At 43.7% G+C, this 21,637-nt stretch carries 22 protein-coding genes; 10 read left to right on the forward strand and 12 right to left on the reverse strand.

Annotated elements, in window-relative coordinates:
- Positions 1 to 246: 246 nt before the first annotated feature.
- The 3 genes from NL647_RS11820 to radC all read right to left on the reverse strand — a co-directional run bounded on the left by NL647_RS11820 (position 247) and on the right by radC (position 1,673).
- Entirely contained in the window at positions 247 to 687 is a 441-nt protein-coding gene (locus tag NL647_RS11820) for a DUF2787 domain-containing protein (protein WP_253650175.1), read from the reverse strand.
- A 72-nt stretch (positions 688 to 759) separates the two neighbouring features.
- Entirely contained in the window at positions 760 to 1,200 is a 441-nt protein-coding gene (locus NL647_RS11825; protein ID WP_253650176.1) for a DUF2787 family protein, read from the reverse strand.
- Positions 1,197 to 1,673 (reverse strand): DNA repair protein RadC, encoded by a 477-nt coding sequence (gene radC, locus NL647_RS11830; RefSeq protein WP_253650177.1) that lies wholly within the window; start codon positions 1,671 to 1,673, stop codon positions 1,197 to 1,199. The genes NL647_RS11825 and radC overlap by 4 nt, the downstream gene beginning before the upstream one ends.
- A gap of 269 nt (positions 1,674 to 1,942) precedes the next feature.
- Here radC and NL647_RS11835 point away from each other — a divergent pair, with 269 nt between their 5' ends.
- A complete protein-coding gene (locus NL647_RS11835) occupies positions 1,943 to 2,128 on the forward strand; it encodes an AlpA family transcriptional regulator (RefSeq protein WP_253650178.1) in 186 nt (61 codons plus the stop codon).
- A gap of 178 nt (positions 2,129 to 2,306) precedes the next feature.
- On the opposite strand, the gene NL647_RS11840 is transcribed toward NL647_RS11835, so the two are convergent.
- Entirely contained in the window at positions 2,307 to 2,639 is a 333-nt protein-coding gene (locus NL647_RS11840) for a hypothetical protein (protein ID WP_253650179.1), read from the reverse strand.
- A 190-nt stretch (positions 2,640 to 2,829) separates the two neighbouring features.
- On the opposite strand from NL647_RS11840, the gene NL647_RS11845 reads away from it, so the two are divergent.
- Positions 2,830 to 3,297 carry a very short patch repair endonuclease gene (locus NL647_RS11845; protein WP_301339187.1) on the forward strand — a complete coding sequence of 156 codons (468 nt, stop codon included), beginning with the start codon at positions 2,830 to 2,832 and terminating at the stop codon, positions 3,295 to 3,297.
- Positions 3,298 to 3,361: 64 nt separating this feature from the next.
- On the opposite strand, the gene NL647_RS11850 is transcribed toward NL647_RS11845, so the two are convergent.
- The 6 genes from NL647_RS11850 to NL647_RS11875 form a co-directional block, all read right to left on the reverse strand.
- Positions 3,362 to 4,105, reverse strand: coding sequence for a hypothetical protein (locus tag NL647_RS11850; RefSeq protein ID WP_253650181.1), 744 nt, complete (start codon positions 4,103 to 4,105; stop codon positions 3,362 to 3,364).
- Positions 4,106 to 4,256: 151 nt separating this feature from the next.
- Positions 4,257 to 5,531 carry an LlaJI family restriction endonuclease gene (locus NL647_RS11855; protein ID WP_253650182.1) on the reverse strand — a complete coding sequence of 425 codons (1,275 nt, stop codon included), beginning with the start codon at positions 5,529 to 5,531 and terminating at the stop codon, positions 4,257 to 4,259.
- On the reverse strand, positions 5,524 to 7,422 hold the full coding sequence (locus NL647_RS11860) for an AAA family ATPase (protein WP_253650183.1): 1,899 nt from the start codon (positions 7,420 to 7,422) through the stop codon (positions 5,524 to 5,526). The genes NL647_RS11855 and NL647_RS11860 overlap by 8 nt, the downstream gene beginning before the upstream one ends.
- Before the next feature lie 20 nt (positions 7,423 to 7,442).
- Positions 7,443 to 8,369 carry a hypothetical protein gene (locus NL647_RS11865; protein ID WP_253650184.1) on the reverse strand — a complete coding sequence of 309 codons (927 nt, stop codon included), beginning with the start codon at positions 8,367 to 8,369 and terminating at the stop codon, positions 7,443 to 7,445.
- Positions 8,366 to 9,955, reverse strand: a complete 1,590-nt coding sequence (locus NL647_RS11870) for an ATP-binding protein (protein WP_253650185.1) — start codon at positions 9,953 to 9,955, stop codon at positions 8,366 to 8,368. Before NL647_RS11870 ends, NL647_RS11865 begins: the two co-directional genes overlap by 4 nt.
- Entirely contained in the window at positions 9,952 to 11,796 is a 1,845-nt protein-coding gene (locus tag NL647_RS11875; RefSeq protein ID WP_253650186.1) for a DEAD/DEAH box helicase, read from the reverse strand. Before NL647_RS11875 ends, NL647_RS11870 begins: the two co-directional genes overlap by 4 nt.
- A gap of 112 nt (positions 11,797 to 11,908) precedes the next feature.
- Between NL647_RS11875 and dcm the strand changes: the two genes are divergently transcribed.
- Positions 11,909 to 13,231 (forward strand): DNA (cytosine-5-)-methyltransferase, encoded by a 1,323-nt coding sequence (gene dcm, locus NL647_RS11880; protein WP_253650187.1) that lies wholly within the window; start codon positions 11,909 to 11,911, stop codon positions 13,229 to 13,231.
- A gap of 497 nt (positions 13,232 to 13,728) precedes the next feature.
- Here dcm and exsE2 read toward each other — a convergent pair whose 3' ends face one another.
- Positions 13,729 to 14,019 (reverse strand): T3SS regulon translocated regulator ExsE2, encoded by a 291-nt coding sequence (exsE2, locus tag NL647_RS11885; protein ID WP_005450284.1) that lies wholly within the window; start codon positions 14,017 to 14,019, stop codon positions 13,729 to 13,731.
- A 7-nt stretch (positions 14,020 to 14,026) separates the two neighbouring features.
- Positions 14,027 to 14,473, reverse strand: a complete 447-nt coding sequence (locus NL647_RS11890; RefSeq protein ID WP_005450282.1) for a type III secretion system chaperone — start codon at positions 14,471 to 14,473, stop codon at positions 14,027 to 14,029.
- Positions 14,474 to 14,846: 373 nt separating this feature from the next.
- Here NL647_RS11890 and NL647_RS11895 point away from each other — a divergent pair, with 373 nt between their 5' ends.
- The 7 genes from NL647_RS11895 to NL647_RS11925 all read left to right on the forward strand — a co-directional run bounded on the left by NL647_RS11895 (position 14,847) and on the right by NL647_RS11925 (position 21,635).
- On the forward strand, positions 14,847 to 15,254 hold the full coding sequence (locus NL647_RS11895) for a YscW family type III secretion system pilotin (RefSeq protein ID WP_005450280.1): 408 nt from the start codon (positions 14,847 to 14,849) through the stop codon (positions 15,252 to 15,254).
- A gap of 584 nt (positions 15,255 to 15,838) precedes the next feature.
- On the forward strand, positions 15,839 to 16,699 hold the full coding sequence (locus NL647_RS11900) for a helix-turn-helix transcriptional regulator (protein WP_005450279.1): 861 nt from the start codon (positions 15,839 to 15,841) through the stop codon (positions 16,697 to 16,699).
- A 143-nt stretch (positions 16,700 to 16,842) separates the two neighbouring features.
- Positions 16,843 to 17,823, forward strand: a complete 981-nt coding sequence (locus NL647_RS11905; RefSeq protein ID WP_301339188.1) for a T3SS regulon anti-activator ExsD domain-containing protein — start codon at positions 16,843 to 16,845, stop codon at positions 17,821 to 17,823.
- 12 nt (positions 17,824 to 17,835) lie between these two features.
- Positions 17,836 to 18,264, forward strand: coding sequence for a YscB family type III secretion system chaperone (locus NL647_RS11910; protein ID WP_017188269.1), 429 nt, complete (start codon positions 17,836 to 17,838; stop codon positions 18,262 to 18,264).
- A complete protein-coding gene (gene sctC / locus NL647_RS11915) occupies positions 18,264 to 20,135 on the forward strand; it encodes a type III secretion system outer membrane ring subunit SctC (RefSeq protein ID WP_005450276.1) in 1,872 nt (623 codons plus the stop codon). The genes NL647_RS11910 and sctC overlap by 1 nt, the downstream gene beginning before the upstream one ends.
- 5 nt (positions 20,136 to 20,140) lie before the next feature.
- Positions 20,141 to 21,442 carry a type III secretion system inner membrane ring subunit SctD gene (gene sctD, locus NL647_RS11920; protein ID WP_005450275.1) on the forward strand — a complete coding sequence of 434 codons (1,302 nt, stop codon included), beginning with the start codon at positions 20,141 to 20,143 and terminating at the stop codon, positions 21,440 to 21,442.
- Complete coding sequence (locus NL647_RS11925) at positions 21,429 to 21,635, forward strand: EscE/YscE/SsaE family type III secretion system needle protein co-chaperone (protein ID WP_005450274.1); 207 nt, start codon at positions 21,429 to 21,431, stop codon at positions 21,633 to 21,635. The genes sctD and NL647_RS11925 overlap by 14 nt, the downstream gene beginning before the upstream one ends.
- Positions 21,636 to 21,637: the final 2 nt, after the last annotated feature.

Genomic DNA, 21,637 nt, shown 5'->3' on the forward strand with positions numbered 1-21,637 from the left:
AGCTCCTGGCCTCAGTAAACAGACGTTTACTGGGGTCAGGTGGGGTATCAAAACGCTGGGGTCTCTATAAAGCAGTGGAGCACGTAAGTGCGACATCCTTTTTCTTGGTTCTTCTTTTTTGTTTAGAACCCATTAGTAGGACTGTGTTAACTCTACTCAGAGTGAGATAGAGATTCTGTCTAATGTCTGCTAACAGAGATGAGTAACAGGTGCCTTGTAACACCTGCTACTACTCAATAGACCTATTCAATGACTGGATAGCTTTATCTCATCAAAGGCATCCATCTCGAGATACGACAGAAAGTTACTCTCCCATATCTGATAGAAATCATAGACGCCATAGGCATCGATAGCTTGCCAGCCTACGCCTGTGAAAAAGGCCATGTTGTTGCCTATATCGAAATCGACATTACGTTCAAGCTCTGGATAGGTATTCCCCATGTAACCAAAGTCAGTGATATAGAGAATTGACCAACGCTGTGCGCCATCTTTCTGCATGGCAATTTCTACTGGATGAAATCCACCAGCCTCAGCGCTATAACTGGTATCACGAAAGTTCAGCGTAATGGCGGTGAGGGAATCGTTAGCCTTGGTGTTGATGTGGTCTATCAGTACGGTTTGTAGCTGAGGTGAGATAGACAACGGACATTTGTTAAATAACGCTTTCGCGTGTGTAGCGGTAGACATAGCTGCCTCCTTGTTAATGAGTGTGTAGTCAGATTGATAATGTAGGTATGAAAACTGTTTGAATCGGATTGCTCAGAAGCGACTGACGACCTTCAGAGTCTGTGTGTCGAACTGGTTGCTTTGAAGATGGTCGATAAAGGCTTTGAGCCAAGCGATGAACAGTGCAATGACTTCTGGGCGGAATAACTCGCACCGTTCGATATCCGGTTGATAGAACCAGCGGTACTTAAAGTTGAAGTACAATGCGACATCGACGCTTTCTGCTTCCTCGTCCGGGTAATCAAAGGTCGCAATGAAGCGAAGCTCCCATGGAGAGTCCGGTGTGGCTCGTTCAAGCTGTATCTCTACTGGCTGGATGCCGCAGCGCTCGGTATAGAAGCTCGAGACCTTAAAGTTCAGGACCACACGTTTGCTGTTTTCTGGAATGTTGTAACAGCTCAGGATGAGCTCAGTGAGCTGGTGGAGACTTGCAAGCTGAAAGGCTGATGCCATCTCTTTCAAAATACTGCTCATAGCATGCCTCCTTCTGCCATTGAGTAGCAGTCTTCGCCTACTACGATATGGTCCAGTACGCGAACATCTATCAGGGCCAAAGCGTCTTTGAGTCTCTGAGTGATACGCCTATCGGACTGTGATGGTGTGGGGTCTCCGGAAGGATGGTTGTGAGCCAGTATGACGGCGGCTGCATTCTTCTCAAGGCAGACTTTGACCACCTCTCTTGGGTAAACACTGGCGCTGTCTATCGTGCCGTAGAAGAGCTCATTGAACTCAATCAGGCGGTGCTGGTTATCAAGAAGCATGAGAGCGAACACCTCCCGTTCATAGCTTCCCAGTCGGTACTTAACGTAATCCTTAGTCGCTGTGGGGTTACAAAACGCCCCCCCTCTCAGATACTTCTCCGCGATGATTTCAGCGGCTTTCTCCAATACTTGGTGGGCAGAGACAGGCCCCCGGAATGAATAGTGTCGATTACTTAAATCGTGCATACATTAACTCCTGTTAGTGGGTATACGCACTTGGATGATATGTACCTGAAATTTCTTTGAATCGACTAAACGTCTAGTCGTATTTTGCTAGGGAGAATAAACCTACTGGGACTTACTTAATCTATGTAGGGATGGGGTGTAAGAAACAGGCTTTATGGCCTGGTGCTTGTTTCAGGAGGGCTATTTTATTGAATGTGGACCTACTCGGACGTCCCTATACCCCTAGGCGGGGCTTTGCGTCTTTTGAAAACTAATATGAGGGAAATGAAATGAGGTTCTTGAGACTAGATGAAGTGAGAGAGAAAACAGGTTTAAGTAAATCAGCGATTTACAACCAAATTAAAAAAGGAGAGTTTCCGGTTAGCGTGCCAATTGGTTCACGAACAGTCACCTGGCTTGAAAGCGACATAAACGAATGGTTGGAATGGCGGGTACAGGTTCGTGACAGAGGGTGAGTTCAGGATCTCTGTTTTCTTGTTGTTCTGAACGCGCGCCAGCAACCCTTTTATGTCGATGAACCGGAATCGGTACCACTGATGTCATTCAAGCAGCTCGATGCAAACAGCAAGGCAACACCTGTCGCTGGATGCGCTCTATGAATTGGTGGATAGGCTGAGTTGGTATTGAGATACCTTAACCATTAAAACCACCACCGTTGAAGCCGTTACCAGTGCCGTTAACAAACGCGTTGTTGATTCCGGCTGGGTCATTGAAGTTAGTGTTCGTTGGGTTTAGCCGGTCATTGATTCCCGAGTGATCATTAATATCATGCGGGTTCAGTTTATTTATTCGTGGCGTTTTCTCCAGAGCTGCTATTTGTTCCGGAGTAAAAGGACGCCCGCCAAGAGGGTAGTCGTACCCTTCCACTTGAGGCAGATTTTGCCAGTCCTGACGCGTTCTGGCTTTATGCGCGAGAAATTTTACGTCGTCGTAGAGCTCTGAAAACCACATTAGTATTTTATTCATAAAAAACTCTAGTAGGACAACCCAAAAAGCCACTTTCATTTATCCTACTTAACATATTGATGTTTAATAACCTATCAGTAGCCATAAAGATTCAGAATGACTTGGCTTAGCCTTAGGAAGAATCAACTCGCAAACCAAGTTCTTCACGATATCTATAATCAGGGTAATGGTTCAGACTAATAATTGTGCAATGCCTGACGTTCACACCAAATCTATCAGAAGCAAAAATATGAAGGCGATACGCTCCAGAGATACATCTCCGGAACTGATTGTCCGAAGGGTTCTGCACCGCAGAGGGTACCGTTACAGTGTAGCCCCGGAACGTATAACGGGTAAGCCGGATATCTGGATGAAAAAATGGAATGCAGCCATCTTCATCAACGGCTGCTTTTGGCATGTGCACGATTGCGCAAAGTTCCGCTGGCCGAAAAGCAATGCTGAATTCTGGAAACAAAAACTATTGGCCAACAAGGACAGGGACAAGCGTACTACCCAAGAACTGCTGAGAGAGGGAAGGCGAGTACTCATAATCTGGGAATGTGCCATCAAAGGAAAAAATCGGTTGAATGAATACACGCTGATATTACTTATATCAGTCTGGCTCCAGAGCAAAACCAGACAGGCTGAAATTAACTCTGAAGGCCTCAGAATGCTCTGAGCCAGTTGTAAAGCGTTTCAAATATAATCGGAGATTAGCTTACTTTAAGCGGGCTAAGGAAACGTCATACTAGCTTTGTCATAATTTCAGTTACGCGTTTAGTTCGATAGGCTAGCAGTAAATCTGTCCGTCTTTCCCATTCATAAGGAAGCGGTGGCTCATTCCACCTTAGTGTGGGATACCAATCCGGAACGAGTTCAGCCTTAAAACCTGACCTACCATTCAGTAGTGACTCACCATAAAGAGAGATGAAACGTTGATAAAATACCGCCTTGATAGCAGGAGAATTGTCTGTAGGACGAACAGTACCTTTGGGGAGTAAGGTAATGTTTCCGGCACAAGAGAAATCCCCAAATGGTCGTAAATCATCATTTACAGTGTCGAAAAACGCTCTTTCCAGATCGAGCTCTGAAGACTTGTGAGTAAATATATGGGCGAGTTCGAACTGATTCAGGCCTGACTTTTGCCAGCTAGGCCCATTATAGGTTCGACCATTTTCTAGAAAGCACCAAAGATGGCGTGGGAAGGTGTTGTCATCAATAATGGCAGAATACTCAGGGTTAAAGGCTCTCTTTTTTCCTTGTCCGCTAACATAGCGTTTAACCCCCGGAAAAACACATGCTGAGCCATCAAACAAGTAATCATTTACATCAATTTTTCCATCAAATAATTCTCTGAAGTACCGGAACTCTTCCTGGTTTTTTCTTTGTATCCGCTCAACTACTTTAGGGTGAATATGAAAAGCTAGTTGCGCCAGAATCTGACAGATTTCCTTTTCAAAGTTTTTAATTTTGTTTTCAATGAACATTTGGTGCCCCTTATCGATCAGTGTGTCTTAAGGTTTATAGTAGAGTTCGAGGGCATCTAATGTCTTCCAGGATATGTCTAATATTGTCCAGGTTCTTTGGTTAAAGCGTTACGCCGACTAGCCAATCGATACCAATATTAATGGTTTAAGTCTAAGGGAAAACCTCACCAGTGATATAAGCATCATTGTTAATATCCAATAACTGGCCACTGGCGTATTTCTCCAGAAGAGCAACAGGGTCACAATAATGGCAGCGTATTTCTCCATAACCGCTAACGTCAATGAACTGCGAGGCAGGCACTTTCTTTTGATTTCGCTCACCGATTTTGACGCGGTTCAGATAGTGGGTTGTACCAGGGAAGACAAAGTGAAGTGTTACTGCAACACCCTGACCACATACACCTTCAGCTGCTGTTTTGTAGAAAAACTGTTTAACCAAATCATGCCAGCCGGGTGATAAATTGGGCGTAGAAGCGTTGTAGTACTTAGCGTCAATTACCGCCCAGCGTTTTCCATCCTTGCTTTCAATGACGGTATCGGTTCTTTGGCCTTTTTGAGAAACTTCGACAAAGTGTTCACCCTGCTGGTAGTAAGGAACCGGAAGAGAACTGTTAATTTCAATTTTGTTGGGCAGACACTTATCGAGCATTCCCTCCCATACGTTATGAAATTTTCGAGTGCCGACTAAAAGCTCACTTCCCCCTGTTGCCGAGCTCTCTTCAATATACGCCTTCAACATCCCGATCAATTGTATATCACGTTCAGAGTAACTCTCTGACAGCTCATGCTCGAGCACTGTCATTTGAGTTTCAACCCCTGCGTTTGGCATCGGCATCCGGTCTAGGTTGTCATCTGAAATGATGTCATCCCCAGTGATAATTACGCCATACTTTTTATAGATACTGCGAATAACCTGCGCATGGATTCTTGCCGTTTCACAGTCAGATACGTAGCGTGTACTGCTTGTATCTGTATCGAGATAAACCGGCGAACCACCTGATGGGTAAGGGGTTCGCCTTGCAATGGTTCTTTTCCAGTTTGGTCGGCCCTGATTTACAGAAAAGTGCTTCTTTCTGCGCACATAAAGCCCATTAGCCCGATAGTCCTCAATAAGAGAATAAACCAGAGACAGAGAGGCTTTGCCAATGAGCTCACTTTCTTGCCCTTCACTAATGCCAGTGCTTTTCCCCAAATAGTAACGATTCAGAGACTGTAAAAGACAAAAAGCATGATGAGGTAGCAACGATTCCAAACGGGTGTTTCTTGGCATAAACACGGCGATGCCTTGCTGCCAGGAAATAAATCCACAGTAGTGGACCCGCGTTTGGTCAGGGGCAATCAGCCCCCGACGCTGCATTAGAGCAACAAGACCAGTAGGTAATGAGCTAACCTCGTCTCTATCGCGAAAGTATTCCAGGTTAATCATTCAGGTTCTCAACAGCGGTACCGAATTTTCTAATGAGAGCATCGGTTTCTACGCCGAAGACTTGAGCCTTGGGGAAGCTATTGTACAACTCTCCAAAGGTCCCAAACTTATCTGAAAACAAGCGGGCCCTATCTTGAGTCTTATGTCTCAAAACATCATCCCACAAGTACACAAATAACTTACTACGCAATGCCGACTGCCAATCCTGCAGTTCTGTCTCATTTAGGAAAAATGGCCCAATCATTCGATCTTCAGGAACTCTGAACTCTTTCAGCATTGTATTCAGGACTTCGTCAGCAAAGTTAGCCCAGGATATCTTAAACAGCCCTTCGCTCGTCTGGAGCTCCAGAACCTGGGTTGGCGCTTTAGCAAAGCTAAGTTCTACATACTCAAAAGACCATCGACGTTTAAACGCCGTATCAAGTGGCATGACTGCTTGGTCACTGCTGTTCATCGTAGCCAGCAGTGAGAGATTTGATGGAATAGATAGTTTTCCAGATAAAAACTGACTGCCTGTTTGCGTATTAAGATAGCTAAGCAGATCAGGGTCTGAAATATCGATCTTATAACAGCTACTGCCATCGGACTTCCTGTCCAGTAGCTGAAATATCTCACCAAAAACAGCGGCCGCCGGCGCCCGGTTTATCTCTTCAATAACAAGGCTGTACTCATTACCAGGATCGTTAACTGCTTTAACCAGAGCTTCTGTAAATGCGCCAGGTCTGAACCCATAAGCAACACGGTCACCTTCCATTACGGGTTTCAAGCAACCTACAAAATCACTGTATTGCGTTTCGGGATGGAAAACCGTGCGGACAATGAATTTCTCATCCGTGTTCTTTTCAATTGAGTGGCTTTTCCCTGTTCCGGGTGCACCATAAATTATTGTATTACAAGCACCTGTTACTCTTTGAACATGGGCATTCGAAGAAACTGCTTTTAAATAGAACCCATCTGCATCCTTATCAATAAATGTATAAGGCCAAAAAGACGAAAGTTCACTTGATATTTCTCCTAGTAATGTATCTTCATCTAATAGGCCTTTCTTGAAAAAGACATATGCTTTTAGTGCTGTTGAATAGTGTATAGGTGTATCAAAGTAAGAAGGGTTACCAGAAACAGGTGTTGTATTTAATAGCAAAGCATCTGCTACAGTTCCTATTGCGCACATTCTTGCCGTGCTAGTTAAACCGGAAAAAATTGTGGTGAAATGATTTTCTAAGCCTAAAGTAACAAAAATAAGATAAAGTAACTCATCGCCGTTGTTAGACTTAAAGATATAGGGGAGTGAACATGCATAACGGTTAATCAAGTATTCATAAACTTGCGGTGATTTTGAGAAAGCATATATTAAGCGACCTAAGGCATTTGAACTTTCATCTGGCACTGGCAATGCTTTCAGTATTACCGAACCGAAGATGTCTCTATCAGTTCGGATAACCCCTCTTCCTGAGTTTATAGGGTCCTTAGCCCCAAGCCTTTTATCAGTGTCTTTGAAGAAATTAAAGAAATTCTCTCGGCTATATGCATCCAATGCATTCGTGATAGTATTTTGACCAGCAGATGTAACTAGTTTTTCAAGTGCTGTTGCTTTGGCTTTATTGTTTCCTAAAAGTGTACTTACAATGTCTTGCTTCAAAGATACATATTGACACAACATTAGCGCTAACGGACGTACTTTTAAAGCATATAAAAAATAATGACACGGCAGATATGCATGGCTACTATCTGATGTTTTAAGTCTTGCAGAGTGTTCAAAAAACTCTAAATCTAAGGGCAACTGTTTAAGTTTAGCTACTGCCTCATCATCAAACGCTATTTCATCGAAAAACCAACTTGACTCAGACTCGTCAAAAAACAATTTACTTACTATTGATAGGTCAGAGAGCATATTATCATTCCATCTATTTATTATTTATCGTTCTTAATCCACAAACTACGAGAAACGGTCTGACGCAGGTTCTCAACCAGTTTTTTGCTTTCGTCAGAAAACTGGCCGTTTTCAAATTCACCCATATAGAACAAGAGTTCTGCTAGGGGTTTTGATTGGTTTTCAGAAAGGTCACGAACCAACGGATGTTCGCTATTCAAGGTGATGTAATGATCATCTTCATAGCCAGGCTCCCATAGTGAGCCATCCCGAGTTTTACCCAATCGAATATCTATATCTTCGACCAATGGGGCCATAACACGGAGCCTCTGCAGATGCTCACCTCTACCCGAACACAAAATTCTGAATTCAAGTAGGGCACTAAATATTATCGCAAGCGCATCACTAAAACCTGAGCGATAGATGTTATAGCGATCAGCAATGATATTGCCGAACATATCAGTGTTGTCTGTTCCTACACCTTCACAATCCGCAATCAGACTAAGATGCTCTTTGACCTCAGCTGGCATAAAGAGGCGCGCGTATTTCTTCCCCTGATGCTGTAATGCCTCAGCAACCTTATCAGTGGAGAAAGCGAAACTATCCAAGCCTAGAGTATCAGCAACTTCATAAGCCATGCGAACAACTGGTGAGTTTTCTGGCAGTTTTTCATTCAGCCACTCTTTCAGCCCCACGATTTGTTTTTTGAGGTCTCCTTTCGGTAAATCGCTCACTTTGACGCCCAGCGTCTCTTCAAAGGAATCTCTGTAACTGAAAGTTATTGCGCTGGCAGCAACCTGATAAACGTAGTCAGATACAATTTGGTCCGACTCATTAAAAATCCGGTTAAATAAATCAATAGGCAGAGGGATTCTGTTCTGCCAGAAAATCAGACCATCAACGCGGTATTTTGGGTTCTTGTCATTAAGGTAACGTTTAAAATCGGCTAAATCGTATTGATAGTTCATTCGTCTTCCTCCGCGTCTGGCAACTCAATACTCAGGTAACGAAGCGTTTGACTGACTTTCTGCCTGTATCCTTTCAAGGTGTGTCGATTCGCTTCAGAATACTCACCATGCTCTGCATTGGCGAGACTCCACAGCAGCATATCAAGCGCCTTCATAGCCTCAACGTTATCTTTGCAAACGTTATACATTTTGTGGAAATACGGATGTGATTTTCCTAGAGTGACACACGTATTGCCCTCCTCATCACAGGAAGGCTCCCACAAATCATCACCAAGTAACGAATCTTCTTCGTGAACTCTGACCGTTTTGTCTTCATAGACTCTAATGCCCTCGATCACGGTAGGTTTAGGCTGATTCTGGTTACGAATGGTAACCTTGTCGCCATCGACGTTGATTTCAGAGTTTTTTGTATACTTTTTATGTTTATCAATCGCTTTATCAGCAGGACCATGAGCTCTCTTAGTATTCGCTGAAACCAAACGATCTTGCCCTTTTAGCAGCTCCTGCCTCCATGGCGCAACCAGACGTTTAAGCTCCTCGCGTATTTCTACTGGAATGATGACCCGACTCTTGCGGAAATCGATACTGAATACATCATCCAGTTCATGGTCAAAGTGCAGCTCAACTCTGAGACGAGTAATTTTGCTTTCCTTTTTGTACATACGGTGTGGCCAGCCATCGTGCCAGATCAGACGACCTTCCCGATAGATATAGAAACCCTGGTTATCTAGGCTGTAGCGGACAAATTCTCGTTCCTCAGAGTTCAAATCATTCTGCGAAGGAATTACACTGCCCCTGACCGAGAATGAGGCTGATTTACCCGCAAATTCTACCGGGACTGTTTTTTCTTTTAAAACCCGGGAACGAACACCATCGACTGTAACCAAATTTGCACAAAGTGGATCCCATCCTTTCAATTCTTCTGCCGGAGCATCACCGATTTTAAGAGAAATGGAAACTTCTCCGGATGCAAGGTATTTGAAGAAAACCGCACTCAATTCCGCTTTGAGTTCTTTGCCTAAGTTTTTGATCTGCTCCCGAACTTGGCGATCACTGCCCTGTTTAATCAACCGGTCCGTGCTTTCCCATATGATCATGGTGCCGCCATCAGCGGCAAAATCGCTTAGCTCTTCATAGTCATCATAGTAATCATCCGTATCAGGTGTTTCTAACTCCCAGCGATCTGTTTTGATAATACGGTCAATATCCCAGGCGCGGCCAGATTGAATACCTGCCTTCTGAGTTAACACAACCAAACGACGACAGAAGGCCGTCGAAGCAGTTTTCAGCCCCATACCAAACTTACCCAGAGATTTCGGGTTCGCCCGCTTCTCTGAACCATAGCGCATTGCGTTTCTCAGCTCATCTTCAGACATACCATCACCGTTGTCTGTCATGATGACCCTGAACTCGCCGAACATGTACTGAAGTTCAATTGAGATTTTCGTAGCATTCGCGGCTATCGAATTGTCAATGATATCGGCAAATGCGGCTTCTCTGCTGTATCCGGTATCGCGTAAGCTTTCGACTAAGCGCGCCGCAGAAGGACGAAAGTCATCTTCTTGTATTTCTGTTTGTTGACTCATAAACCTAACGTTTCCAAGTATGCAAGCATGATTTGCTTGTCTGTATCTTTATTATCAGCAACCGAGACAACCTGGTCACTGAGCTGTTGTTTTAATCGAATGCGTTCATCGATAGTTTCTTCGATTGTGTCGGCGTAATACATGTAGTAAACACTGACTACAGATTTCTGACCATTCCTCCAGGCCCTAGCGGTAGCTTGCTCTTCAAGAGCTGGATTCCATTGCCTGCAGTAATGAATGACGTGTGTCGCCGCAGTGATGTTGAGCCCCATACCGGCTGTTTTCGGGTGAAGAATCAGCACATCAAAGCCTGCCGAAGATGAGAATTCATCAATAAGGGGCTGGCGCTCCTCATTTGGTGTCCTACCATCAATCACACCGGCAACAATCCCGTATTTTTCTTTAATCGCACTTTTGACCAGGTCAATCGCCTTCTGAAACGTCGCAAAGATAATGACCTTTTCACCCGACAGGGCGATGGCATCCAACTTAAGTAACATAAGTTCAAACTTTGCGCTCTGAGCAGCCAGCGAGCGGACATCTGTCGGAGCCTTGGAATTTATTAAAGCCGGGTGGGCAGTAAATTGCTGAAGTTTATTGATCAGTGGCAGAATCCCAGAGCCATCCGCATCATTTTGCATTTCTTCAATGATATTGCTGTATGCCGATTTTTCGCTCTGAGTTTGGGATACCGGAAGGTGTATATCCAGCTTTTCTGGTAGTTGCTCAAGCACATCTTTCTTCATGCGCCTGAGGGTAATCTGACGCAGAGAAGCCTCTAATTCATCTAAATTACTATTGAGAGTTTCGGAAAGGTCGCGGTGCACATAGCGAGATTTAAAGTCTTCCTGAGATCCCAGATATCTTGGAAAGACCAAATCACTTAAAGCCCAGGCGTCCAGCAGGCTATTCTCTACAGGCGTACCAGACATAGCCACACAAACACCAGTATCTAAGCGCCTGGCCGCTATCGAACGACCTGATATTGGGTTTTTCAGCATGCTTGCTTCATCGAAGACAACAAGGTCAAAATAGAGTTCCTCTAACATGGCGATGTCAGAAGCCATCGTTGTATAAGGAGTAACAACTACGCCGTGCTCCGACAAAGCGGAACTGACACCCCGCCGTGCGTTTCCATAGTGTATATACGGCTCAATACTTGGTGCAAAAAATGCGAACTCACGTTTCCAGTTATCCAACAGTGGGTTGGGGACGACTATAAGAATCTTGGCTTTGGGGCTCTTTTCCAGCGTGTCACAGCATAATGCGATGATTTGTGCCGTTTTACCCAACCCCATATCATCAGCAAGGATGGTACCAACTCCGTTGTCCACACAAAAACTCAACCAATCGACTCCTTGCTTTTGATAAGGATACAACTCTTGGATGAAGAGCTTATCGTGATGAGCTGTACGCTGGCTCTTTGCCCGTAAGGTCTCTAAAAAATTCGAAGGTAACTGTTCACACAACCCTTCCTGAGACAGCGTTCTGAGTAACTTAATCAGAAAAGGCAAGTGTAGTTCACTAAATGCCGTGTCTATATAATCCTTTATTACCGGATTTACAAAATGAACCCGCTTATTATTGACAATAAAGTATCCTAGGGACTTCAAGGCATTGATTTGCCCAGAATTTAACAATTCACCTTTAAAACTGACAGAAAAGTGCGGGCTGGGATCAATATGAAAGTGAAACCGAATCTCTGCAGGACGTTTAGACACAATCAAAAAGACTTCTTCATCATCAAGGCTGGCAGTTAATCTACCTTGTTTGTACAGCTCTTCCGATGAAACTGGCACATTGTCATACTCGACGACACCGTTATTAATCAGATATGTCATCACAACTCTCTTTTTACAGGGTAAAAAACCGGATACCTATTGCAATTTTTAATGTTCATATATACAGTGCTGGAATACTACCAGGCAAAAAACCGGATACTTTATAAACACTATGGCAGAAAAACAAAATACCTCTCATCATATCAAACAGTTAAGAGATGATCACGGCTTGGGCCAGCGTGAGTTCGCAAATTTGTTAGGTTTAGGTAAGGATGGAGAGCGCACGGTTCGCGGTTGGGAAAACGGCGAACATATACCTTCTCCTTTAAAATGGAGCCGCATTATCGAACTGAAAGGCGAGATGAAGCGCTACCGTGATAACGCTCCATTAAAACAGCAACCTATCGAACAGTCCCTGTTTACTTTCATTGATTTGTTTGCCGGCATTGGCGGTATCCGTTACCCATTTCAGCAGCTCGGAGGACACTGTGTGTTCACGTCTGAGTGGGATAAGTTCGCCCAAAAAACCTATCTTGAAAACTACGGTGAAATGCCAAAAGGCGACATTACCCAGATTTCAGCTAAAGATATCCCTAAACACGACATTTTGCTTGGGGGATTCCCTTGCCAAGCTTTCTCCCAGGCTGGTCTTAAAAAAGGATTCAGCGATACTCGTGGAACCATGTTCTTCGAAATTCAGCGTATCCTTGCAGCAAAGCGCCCAAAAGCATTCCTGCTAGAAAATGTAAAACAGCTACGTGGCCATGATAAGGGACGCACTCTAAAAACGATCCTAGACATTTTACAAGGTAAGCACGATCAGGAAATCCCAGAAGATATCCCACTCAGTGAGGAAACTCGCCACGCACTTGCAGACAAGCTGAACTACTGGGTAGATGTTAAGGTACTGAGAGCTGCTGACTTTGGTGCCCCTCAAAACCGTGAACGTATTTTTATTATCGGGTTTAATAAAGACGAATTCCCTAGTGTCGATTTTGACAAATTATTCAGCTGGCCTGAGGCGCCAAAAACGCCGACCAGAGTAGGGGATATCCTCCAAACTCAACAAGAACTCGATCTTGATAAAGAAAAGTATGGGAAAGACCGATTCACTATTTCAGATAAACTCTGGGAAGGGCATCAAAAACGAAAAGCAGAGCACAAAACCAAAGGCAATGGCTTCGGTTACAGTCTTTTTAACGCAGAGAGTAAATACACGAATACCATCAGTGCTCGTTACTATAAAGATGGCTCTGAGATTCTGATTGACCAAAGTCATTTGAGTAAGAACCCTCGTAAGCTTACTCCAAGAGAGTGTGCGAACTTACAGGGCTTCCCTCGAGAATTTAATGTCGATGCTGTATCACAGGGACAAATCTACAAACAATTTGGCAACTCAGTCTGTATGAAGGTAATCCACCCTGTGGCAGAACAAATGGTAAGTACGTTATTGGCTGGACAAGCTAATCTTGAAACTCTCCAAAAAGCTGGGTAAACAAAAGGCTCCTAGGAGCCTTTTACTAGTTCAAAAATTGAGGGTGCTACGCTTTTTTAGCTCTTGATCCAACAGTTTTTAATATCCCCTCCCAGTTGGGATATCGGGCGGAAAAAGCAGTTCCGTTTATATTGATGAAGTGTTTATGGTTCAAATGGGTAATATAGATTAGTTCTAGAGAACACTCTTGTTACAGGGTTACTAAATGCCTGTGACGACTTTAGTATCTACCTGACCTAATCTCAGAATATTTTTTTGATGGTTGTCACAAAAATAACATGTATGACAGGGTGTATATTCCCGAAAGTCGACTTGCCATAAGTTGTTAAATTTCAGATAGATAGACTTAGAATTCGACTTCCTCACTCACCGCCACATTCTTGAAGAAAGACGTCCTAGGGCGTCTTTTTTTGTATCTGCAGTTTAGAAACAACAAAAGCCCCGAGAGTTCGGGGCTTTTCGTTTTTGGCGAAGCGAGTGCTTGTTTAAAGTCGGTCTTATTGAGGTTGACTGAGCACTTGAACCTTTCTATTTAACAAAGCTTGTACCGCATTGGAATCTTTCTCGAAGCTTAAGATTGAGTTGCAAATATCGACGTTGGCAAGCATCGACAGAGACTCACTTAACTCTAGCTTGGAGTTAGCTCGGTTCACCTCTCGCTCTTTAGGGCTTATCTGCACAACGGTTCGACCTAGAAACGAGCCTTGCTTTACAGAGGCTGTTTGCTCGGTATGTTCTAACCGGTCGATAGACAAGTTCTTTGGTGTTGGTTGGATGTCATTGGACATAGGGTACCTAAACTCTTAAGTCCGAGCTCTGAAGCATAGATGGTGAAACTTCCATTGCGATATGGGCAGACAACAATGACTCCCAAGATTCGCTCTGTGTGAGCAGTTCAGCAAGTGCACTCTCAAACAGCTCATAGTCGAGCTGCTCGGTCTGAAGCAACCTGTTTAAACAAAGCTTGTGCCTGTGATTATCTAGGCTAAAAAACAGTTGATGCTCAGACCAATGATAGTTGAATGCCAAAAAAGAACGATAAAGATCAGAATTAACAATTTGTAGGTCGACAATCTCTGCTTCTAGTTGAAGCGTTTCTGTATCTGGGTGGAAAATGAAATGCACTCTTAAGTTATCGTCAAAAGCTAAACCCAGTTCGTCTTCAGTCAAATGTAATTCAGGCAAACCTATTTGATGAGCAAACTTAAGCAAAACCTCATCTACGATTTGGCGCGCTGACATAGAAGCAGTCCTTTTTAGAATTTTATCATCGAAATTATGGAAAGTTAAAACTGATGTTTATCAATATTGGTTGGAATTTTTTATATAAGCGTTTTTTCTATGCGGATAATAAAAACTTATCAACTATGTTGCTTATGTCTCAAGTGTTGTACCACTTACCTTTGCAGAAAGTTTGAGCATTTATTTGGAAGCAGTATCAACTATAAAATAAAGGCAATAAAAATTCCTTATCAAATAATAATGAGTCTTACTTTTGAGAATCTATATTGTCCGAATGGTGTATAAAATAATAGTTGATCTTTTATATATTTGTGTACCAAAATTGCGCCTGCTCATTTTTATTTAAAACATATTCAGTCAAATAGAATCCATAATGAAATGTAATACGTATATTCCGATACTAAGTGCATTGCTTCTCAGCGCTTGTGCTACCACAAATACGGTATCAGATGGGTTTTCTAATCATATTCAAGGAACGCTATTTGGTTGGATAACGTTTGATGATTACGTCGCTCCAGTGAGTACTTCTGTAAACGTCGAAGTATGTCAGGTTTCAGATAATCAATGCTTTACAGTTGTACAGCAAGACTATCAAGGGGTTCAGTTACCTGTTCAGTACTCGGTTGTTATTGCTCCAATACAAGCTGGAAATGGCGAAATGAAAGTGCGCGCTATATTGCGTTCTCAAGGTGAAATTATCGCAAAAAAAGAAGAGCAGTATATTTTTACGCAAGGCAGTGTACATAAGGACTTAAAGCTAGAAGCTTATAAGAATTACTAAAAAAAGTAATCGTTTTCATTTGTCTTTATTATTTAAAAAAATTAAGACAATTGAAAGTAATATCTCCAGACCTAGGTCTCTATTAATCAATCAACTTAGGTCATCGGGTCAGTTTGTCTTTATATGAATATCGGTTGCGCCCATCATAATTTTTATGGTTATATCCACCACCTTGGATACGTTGGCTAGGTAGAATGGTTTAAAAATAAACAGCTCAAAGTTGTTAGAAATATCAATATAAATGAAGTGGACTTTAACATTAGTACTTTCATTTATTCTAATATAAAAAGAGTTTTTGCTGCTTTAGTATCACTAGTTATAAGTTGAACTTTAGCAAAAGCTTATTAATTCCCGAAAACAATACATAACAATATCGGGAAGGTTTCTTTGCCAAGATTATTTTGCTACCAAAGGTAGCGCTTGAGCTATTCGTTATTATTCGGGGGGTATGGGAGTGTTATGCGCTTCTATGCTCTTTTCTTTGCTTCTTTAATTGAAATTGTCCTGCGTTTGTCTTCGCACTGCGGGACTTTGACAGTTTCTCTGATGGGGATTAGAGAAATTAAAATTATGAAGGGTAGAAAATGGATGTGTTAGGCCAACTAAACACAGAAAGGGTCGACTCGCGCTTGCGAAAAATCCATAGTGCTTGCTGCTATGAAAAACACGATGAAGTATTTCATTCTAGTCAATCTCACATTGTTGTCGTTCACAATGGTCAACTGAGAGTCCAAACAGGGGATTGCACGCTAGACGTTGTTGCTGGTTGTGGAATTTATCTCTCTCAAGGGGATTACTTACTAGAATACACACCGATAGATGGTCAATATACGGCTTCTGTTATCGAGTTTGACAACGAACTGGTGAGTCAACTATTGCAAAAGCATAGTGATCTTTTGATGTCGTTGCCAAAGGTTGAGAATGTTCAGTCTGGATTATTCCCTTTTACTCTCAACTTATTGATAGAACAGACACTATCAGGGATGAAGACGCTAGAAGAGCAGTCTTTTCCTGATGCTATTATGCGCTTAAAGTATGAGGAAATGCTCATCTTATTGTTGCATGGGGACCAAGGTGAACACCTCTACGCGTTGTTATCACAACTGACAAACCGAACCTCAGATCGACTGCGGCGCTTTATGGAGCTTCATTACCTTAAAGAGTGGAAACTGACCGACTACGCCCAAGAATTTGGTGCGAGTTTGACTACGTTTAAAGAGCTCTTTAATGAATATTATGGTATTTCTCCTAGAGCGTGGATCAGTGAACGTCGTTTATTGCATGCTCACAAGCTATTGCTCACAAGCAAAATGAGCATCGTCGACGTTGCGATGGAAGCGGGGTTCTCAAGCCAATCTTACTTTACACAAAGTTATCGCCGCCGCTTCGGAACGACACCAAGTAAGGTTCGTTCTGGAGATGAACAAGTAGCAATTGCTAAGTGAAATGTCTGACGACTAAAATTTTCTGACTAATTTTGAAAGGCATTAACTGACGTAAACTCTATTATGCTCAGCGTAACAACGAACAAAACTATTACCTCTACTTCCTTCTGGATTGTTCGAAGTAGATGCGGAGAAGAACACAAATGAAAAAGCAGCATTGGCGACGCCGTTCGCTTTTTCCTAACAACATTGTGACGCAAAGGAAGGTCACTGTATTACAGCGAGGCGCACGATACGAAGGTTTATCCCAATCATCGCAAGAGCCCAATGTTGTTAATGTCAATCACCGACAGCTACTCAGTGAAGGCGTTCTGAGTTACGACCAATTGTCTTTACTCCAGCGCTTGCTTGATCGCAATGTCGTCGATTGTTTATGTGCTAGTCAGCTGATTAAGACATATCAAAAGCTTGGTACGTCTCTAGATCGATTTGCTATGCGCCTCTTTTTAGAGGTGGGTGGGCAACTCAGTGACAATCGTGCGTTGAGCACGTTTGAACAAAGACTGGATTACATTAATCACCGATTAGGTTACCGCTTCAATCTAGCGTCACCTAAAACGCTGATCCTTTCGATGTACTTGACTCTAAATGAGTGGGTTAATCAGCAGACGGATCAGACGGTGTTGCATGATTCCATCAAGCTTGAACAGTTAATCAATCAACTGAGTATTCAGAAAGAGTATTGGTTGAGATTGTCTGGAGAAGAGAGCAGTGCGATTTTTGCAGAGCAACAACTGGAACTGATTAAGAGCCAGCAGAGTGAATTGCATGAGCAGCTAAGTGTTCTCAATGAGCAGCAAAACCAAGTGGTTGAATCTCATCGAGCATTGGTTGAAGAGTGGAAACCAACTCTAGAAAAACTCAAGGGCTTATCTGAGTACAGCAGAACGTCGGATAAGTTTATCTCTGAATGGAAAATATGGTGTGGCGAAGCGCGAGTACAAGCGCCTGAGCTAAACGATGTTTGGGATGCGTGTGATCTTGTATACAGCGACCTAAATGCCGTCGCGAAAATTTGGCAATGGTTTCAAGACATGCAAACTGTTGGCAGCGTGGATCATTACTACTTTGACATTCAGAGCAACCAGTGCGGTCAAGCTTGTAACCATCTCAGCCAGATTTAAATAGGGCTAAATATGTTAGATCAAATGATGAAATCTCTAGCGGCAACGCTAGGGGTTGGGGATTTTATTGCCTCAAATAATGGTTCCTATGACATCGAAGTCGACCAGATGCTGCTTAACATTCGGCAGCAATCATCATGGGTCTTGTGGGAAACCGTTCTCCCATTTCAGTTTGAACAGCACCTTGATTATCAGAAAGAACAGGCGCTAAAGCACTGTATGCAGCTCTCTTTGAAAACGTTGCGAGATACGCGCAGCACGTTAACGGTGAACGACAAAGCGCAGTTGATTGTGCAAGGCAAAATGAATATGGAAAGCGCAACGACAGAAGCGCTTTGTACGCAACTTTCTCAACACGTGAATCTGGTGGAGCAGTTCAGCGATTTGCTCGAGCACCAGCGTGTTAATCATACCGTTAGCCACAGTGTTTGGATTCCATAATGCTTGCAGTTTTAAAGACACAAATGCGCAGACTCGTGTTATCAGCGGTGTGTGCTTCAAGCTTGATGATGGCACTTCCTTCTCATGCTTCTGAGCTTAATTGGTCTGATCAACCGTTTCGTTACTACGCGGACAATGATTCGCTAAAAGAATTACTGAACAACTTTGGCGCAAACTACCGCGTTTCTGTATCGGTGAGCGACAAAGTAAATGACCGTGTCAGTGGTCGATTTACACCAGAAGACCCAGCCGAGTTTCTCGATTATCTGGCGCAAGTTTACAACTTGATGTGGTACTTCGATGGCGCGGTACTTCATGTATACAAAGCGACGGAAACTCGTTCGCGATTGCTACAGCTAGAACTGCTAACGGCTCGTGAACTGCGTAGCACGCTGATTTCAACAGGGATCTGGGATTCTCGTTACGGTTGGCGCGCAGCAGAAAATAAAGGTCTGGTTTACTTGGCTGGTCCTCCGAGGTACGTCGATCTGGTTGTGCAAACGGCAGAAGCGCTGGAAAGCCGACTGGTACAAAAATCCAACTCTACGGATGAATTGTTTGTTGACATTATTCCGTTGAAGTACGCCTCTGCGACGGATAGAGAGATCACTTATCGTGACCAAGGGGTGACGGTGCCAGGTATTGCTTCGGTATTGAGCCGAGTTCTATCTGGTGTTCAAACTCAAGTTAAGGTGGCGAATGAGAGCGACGAAGCAGGAGCGAGTAAGTCTGCAACAGTGACTAAAAAAGCTTCTGTCCATAGCGGCGCATCGGTAGAAGCTGAACCAGGGTTAAATGCGATCATTGTGCGCGATACCCAAGCTCGATTGCCGCTGTATCGCAAGTTGATTGCTCAGTTGGATCAGCCGCAGTCAAGAATCGAAGTGGCGCTTTCAATTGTTGATATCAGCGCGAACGATTTGAGTCAGCTTGGTGTTGACTGGCGAGCTGGTGTTGCGGTTGGTAACAACAGCATTCTGGATCTCAAAACAACGGGTGACGTCGGTGATGGCGATGTCGAGCTTGGCAGCGGACAAACCTTTAAGTCTTTGCTTGACGCAACGAACTTGAATTACCTATTGGCTCAAATCCGTTTGCTTGAATCTAGAGGCAGCGCGCAGGTAGTTTCAAGACCAACCTTGCTAACACAAGAAAACGTGGAAGCCGTACTCAATAACAGCAGCACCTTTTACGTCAAGTTGATCGGTAAAGAGACGGCAGCATTAGAGCAAGTGACGTACGGTACGTTATTGAAAATCGTGCCTCGTATCGTCGGCGATCGATTTGTGGAAAGACCAGAAATCAACCTGAGTCTGCACTTAGAAGATGGTGCGCAAATTTCTGATGGTGACATCGACGGTGTGCCTTCAATTCGCAAGACAGAAATCAGCACACTGGCGACAGTGAAACAGGGACAAAGCCTGCTCATCGGTGGTGTATACCGTGACGAAATCAGCAACAAGCTGCGAAAAGTCCCTTTGCTAGGAGATATTCCATACCTTGGTGCTTTGTTTAGAAGTACGGAAAACACCACAAGAAGAACGGTACGTATGTTCATTATCGAGCCAAGAATCGTTGTGGATGGTATTGGCGACAACGTTCTCATCGGCAATGAATATGATTTAAGACCAAAGATTGGCACGTTAAACAACATTTCAAACAACAGTGCAGACCTTAAATCAGCGCTTGCTCTATACAGCTGTACTACTCAAGTGCAAGCCGAGCGTTACCAGCAAGATTTGTTGTCACAAGGAAAGTCATCGTTGCTAGCAGAATGCGAGCTTCCTACGGGACAAAAAGGATGGCGAGTACAAATTAAAGAGTGTAATGGCTCAGAGAATCATTGCGTTCGACCATTAGAGGAGCAGTAGCCTCAATGCAGCAATGGAAAATTCGTATTCTCTCCGGTGTCCATTCCGGAGTGGAAGTCACCTTACCCAATGATTCATTGGTATTAGGTAGTGATGATTTTACTGCAGATTTGGTGTTAACCGACTCTGGCATCAAAGCAAGTCACCTTGTTTTGGTTTGCGATGGCGAAACAGTTTTATTGCGCGATTGTGAAGAGGTCTCCATCAACAATGAGAGTGTCACCGTGGATGCTGGTGGCATTGAACTGGCGCGAAACGCGCTGGTCTCTGTGGGTCGTTTAACCTTTGCAGTCGGTTATCTAGAAGACGATTTGGTTATCGATGTGGCAAGCGATGCATCAGACAAGCAAGCTGCCCCCGTCAGCCATAAACCATCGTCAGGTTGGAAGAGAACACTGCTCATTGGATTGATGTGTAGCTTGATTCCAAGCGTGATATTTGCAGGCGTTTGGTACAGTCAAATTCATGCCAGTGACAAAGACGCCATCACCGCAGCAGAACCGATTGTCTTGGTGCGCAACATTCTTAGCGAGCTCAAACTTGACGATGTTCGTGTTGAATGGAACGCAAGTGCTCGACAGGCGGTACTTGAAGGTTACGTCGAAGACAGAACACAGAAACTCCAACTACTGGGTCGGATTGATGCCTTAGGTATCAACTACAAAAGTGACCTGAGAACGATGGAAGAGATACGCCGTGGTGTGCGCTTTATCTTGCGCAACCTCGGTTATCACCAAGTCAAAGTCGAAAATGGTGATGAGACAGGCACGCTGCTGCTAACGGGCTATATCGATGACGCAAGTCGTTGGAGCCAAGTTGAGCAGATATTAGAACGCGATGTCCCTGGACTTGTTGCTTGGAAGGTCGAGCTACAAAGAGCGGGTGCGTACATGGATACGCTTAAAGAACTGTTAGAAAAAGCGGAGCTCTTGAAAAAAGTTCAGCTTGTGACTAGCGGTGACCGCATCGAAGTTCGTGGTGAGCTTGATGACATTGAGACCACTCGATTTTATGGCGTAACGAGAGATTTCCGTGAGCAGTATGGCGAGAAACCTTATTTGGTTTTGAAGTCCATTCCTAAGGTAAGCAAAGGAACCAACATCGATTTTCCGTTTCGTAGCGTGAACTTTGGTCGAGTCCCTTACGTCATCCTCACAGACAATGTTCGTTACATGGTAGGTGCCCGCACTCCTCAAGGATATCGCATTTCTAGCGTTACTCCTGCAGGGATTGAACTCGTAAAAGGCGGGCGAGTGATCACTATTGATCTAGGGTACGAAGGTGAAAATACCAATGACAAATCTTGAGCAGTTATTACAAGGCGATTCAGGACAGCAAGAAAAAGAGGCGATCATCCTCAAGTTCAAGCAAGCGCAGTCAGCAGTAAAGCGTCAGCTCGATCTTGGTTGTTCACCACAAGAATATCAATTGCTACTCAAACAGCACGAGGCGTATCAAGCAGCCTTAACTGTAATTGAAACTTTCAAAGACAATAAATAAAA

Source organism: Vibrio sp. Y29_XK_CS5 (genome assembly GCF_024181835.1).
Taxonomy (GTDB): Bacteria; Pseudomonadota; Gammaproteobacteria; order Enterobacterales; family Vibrionaceae; genus Vibrio; species Vibrio harveyi.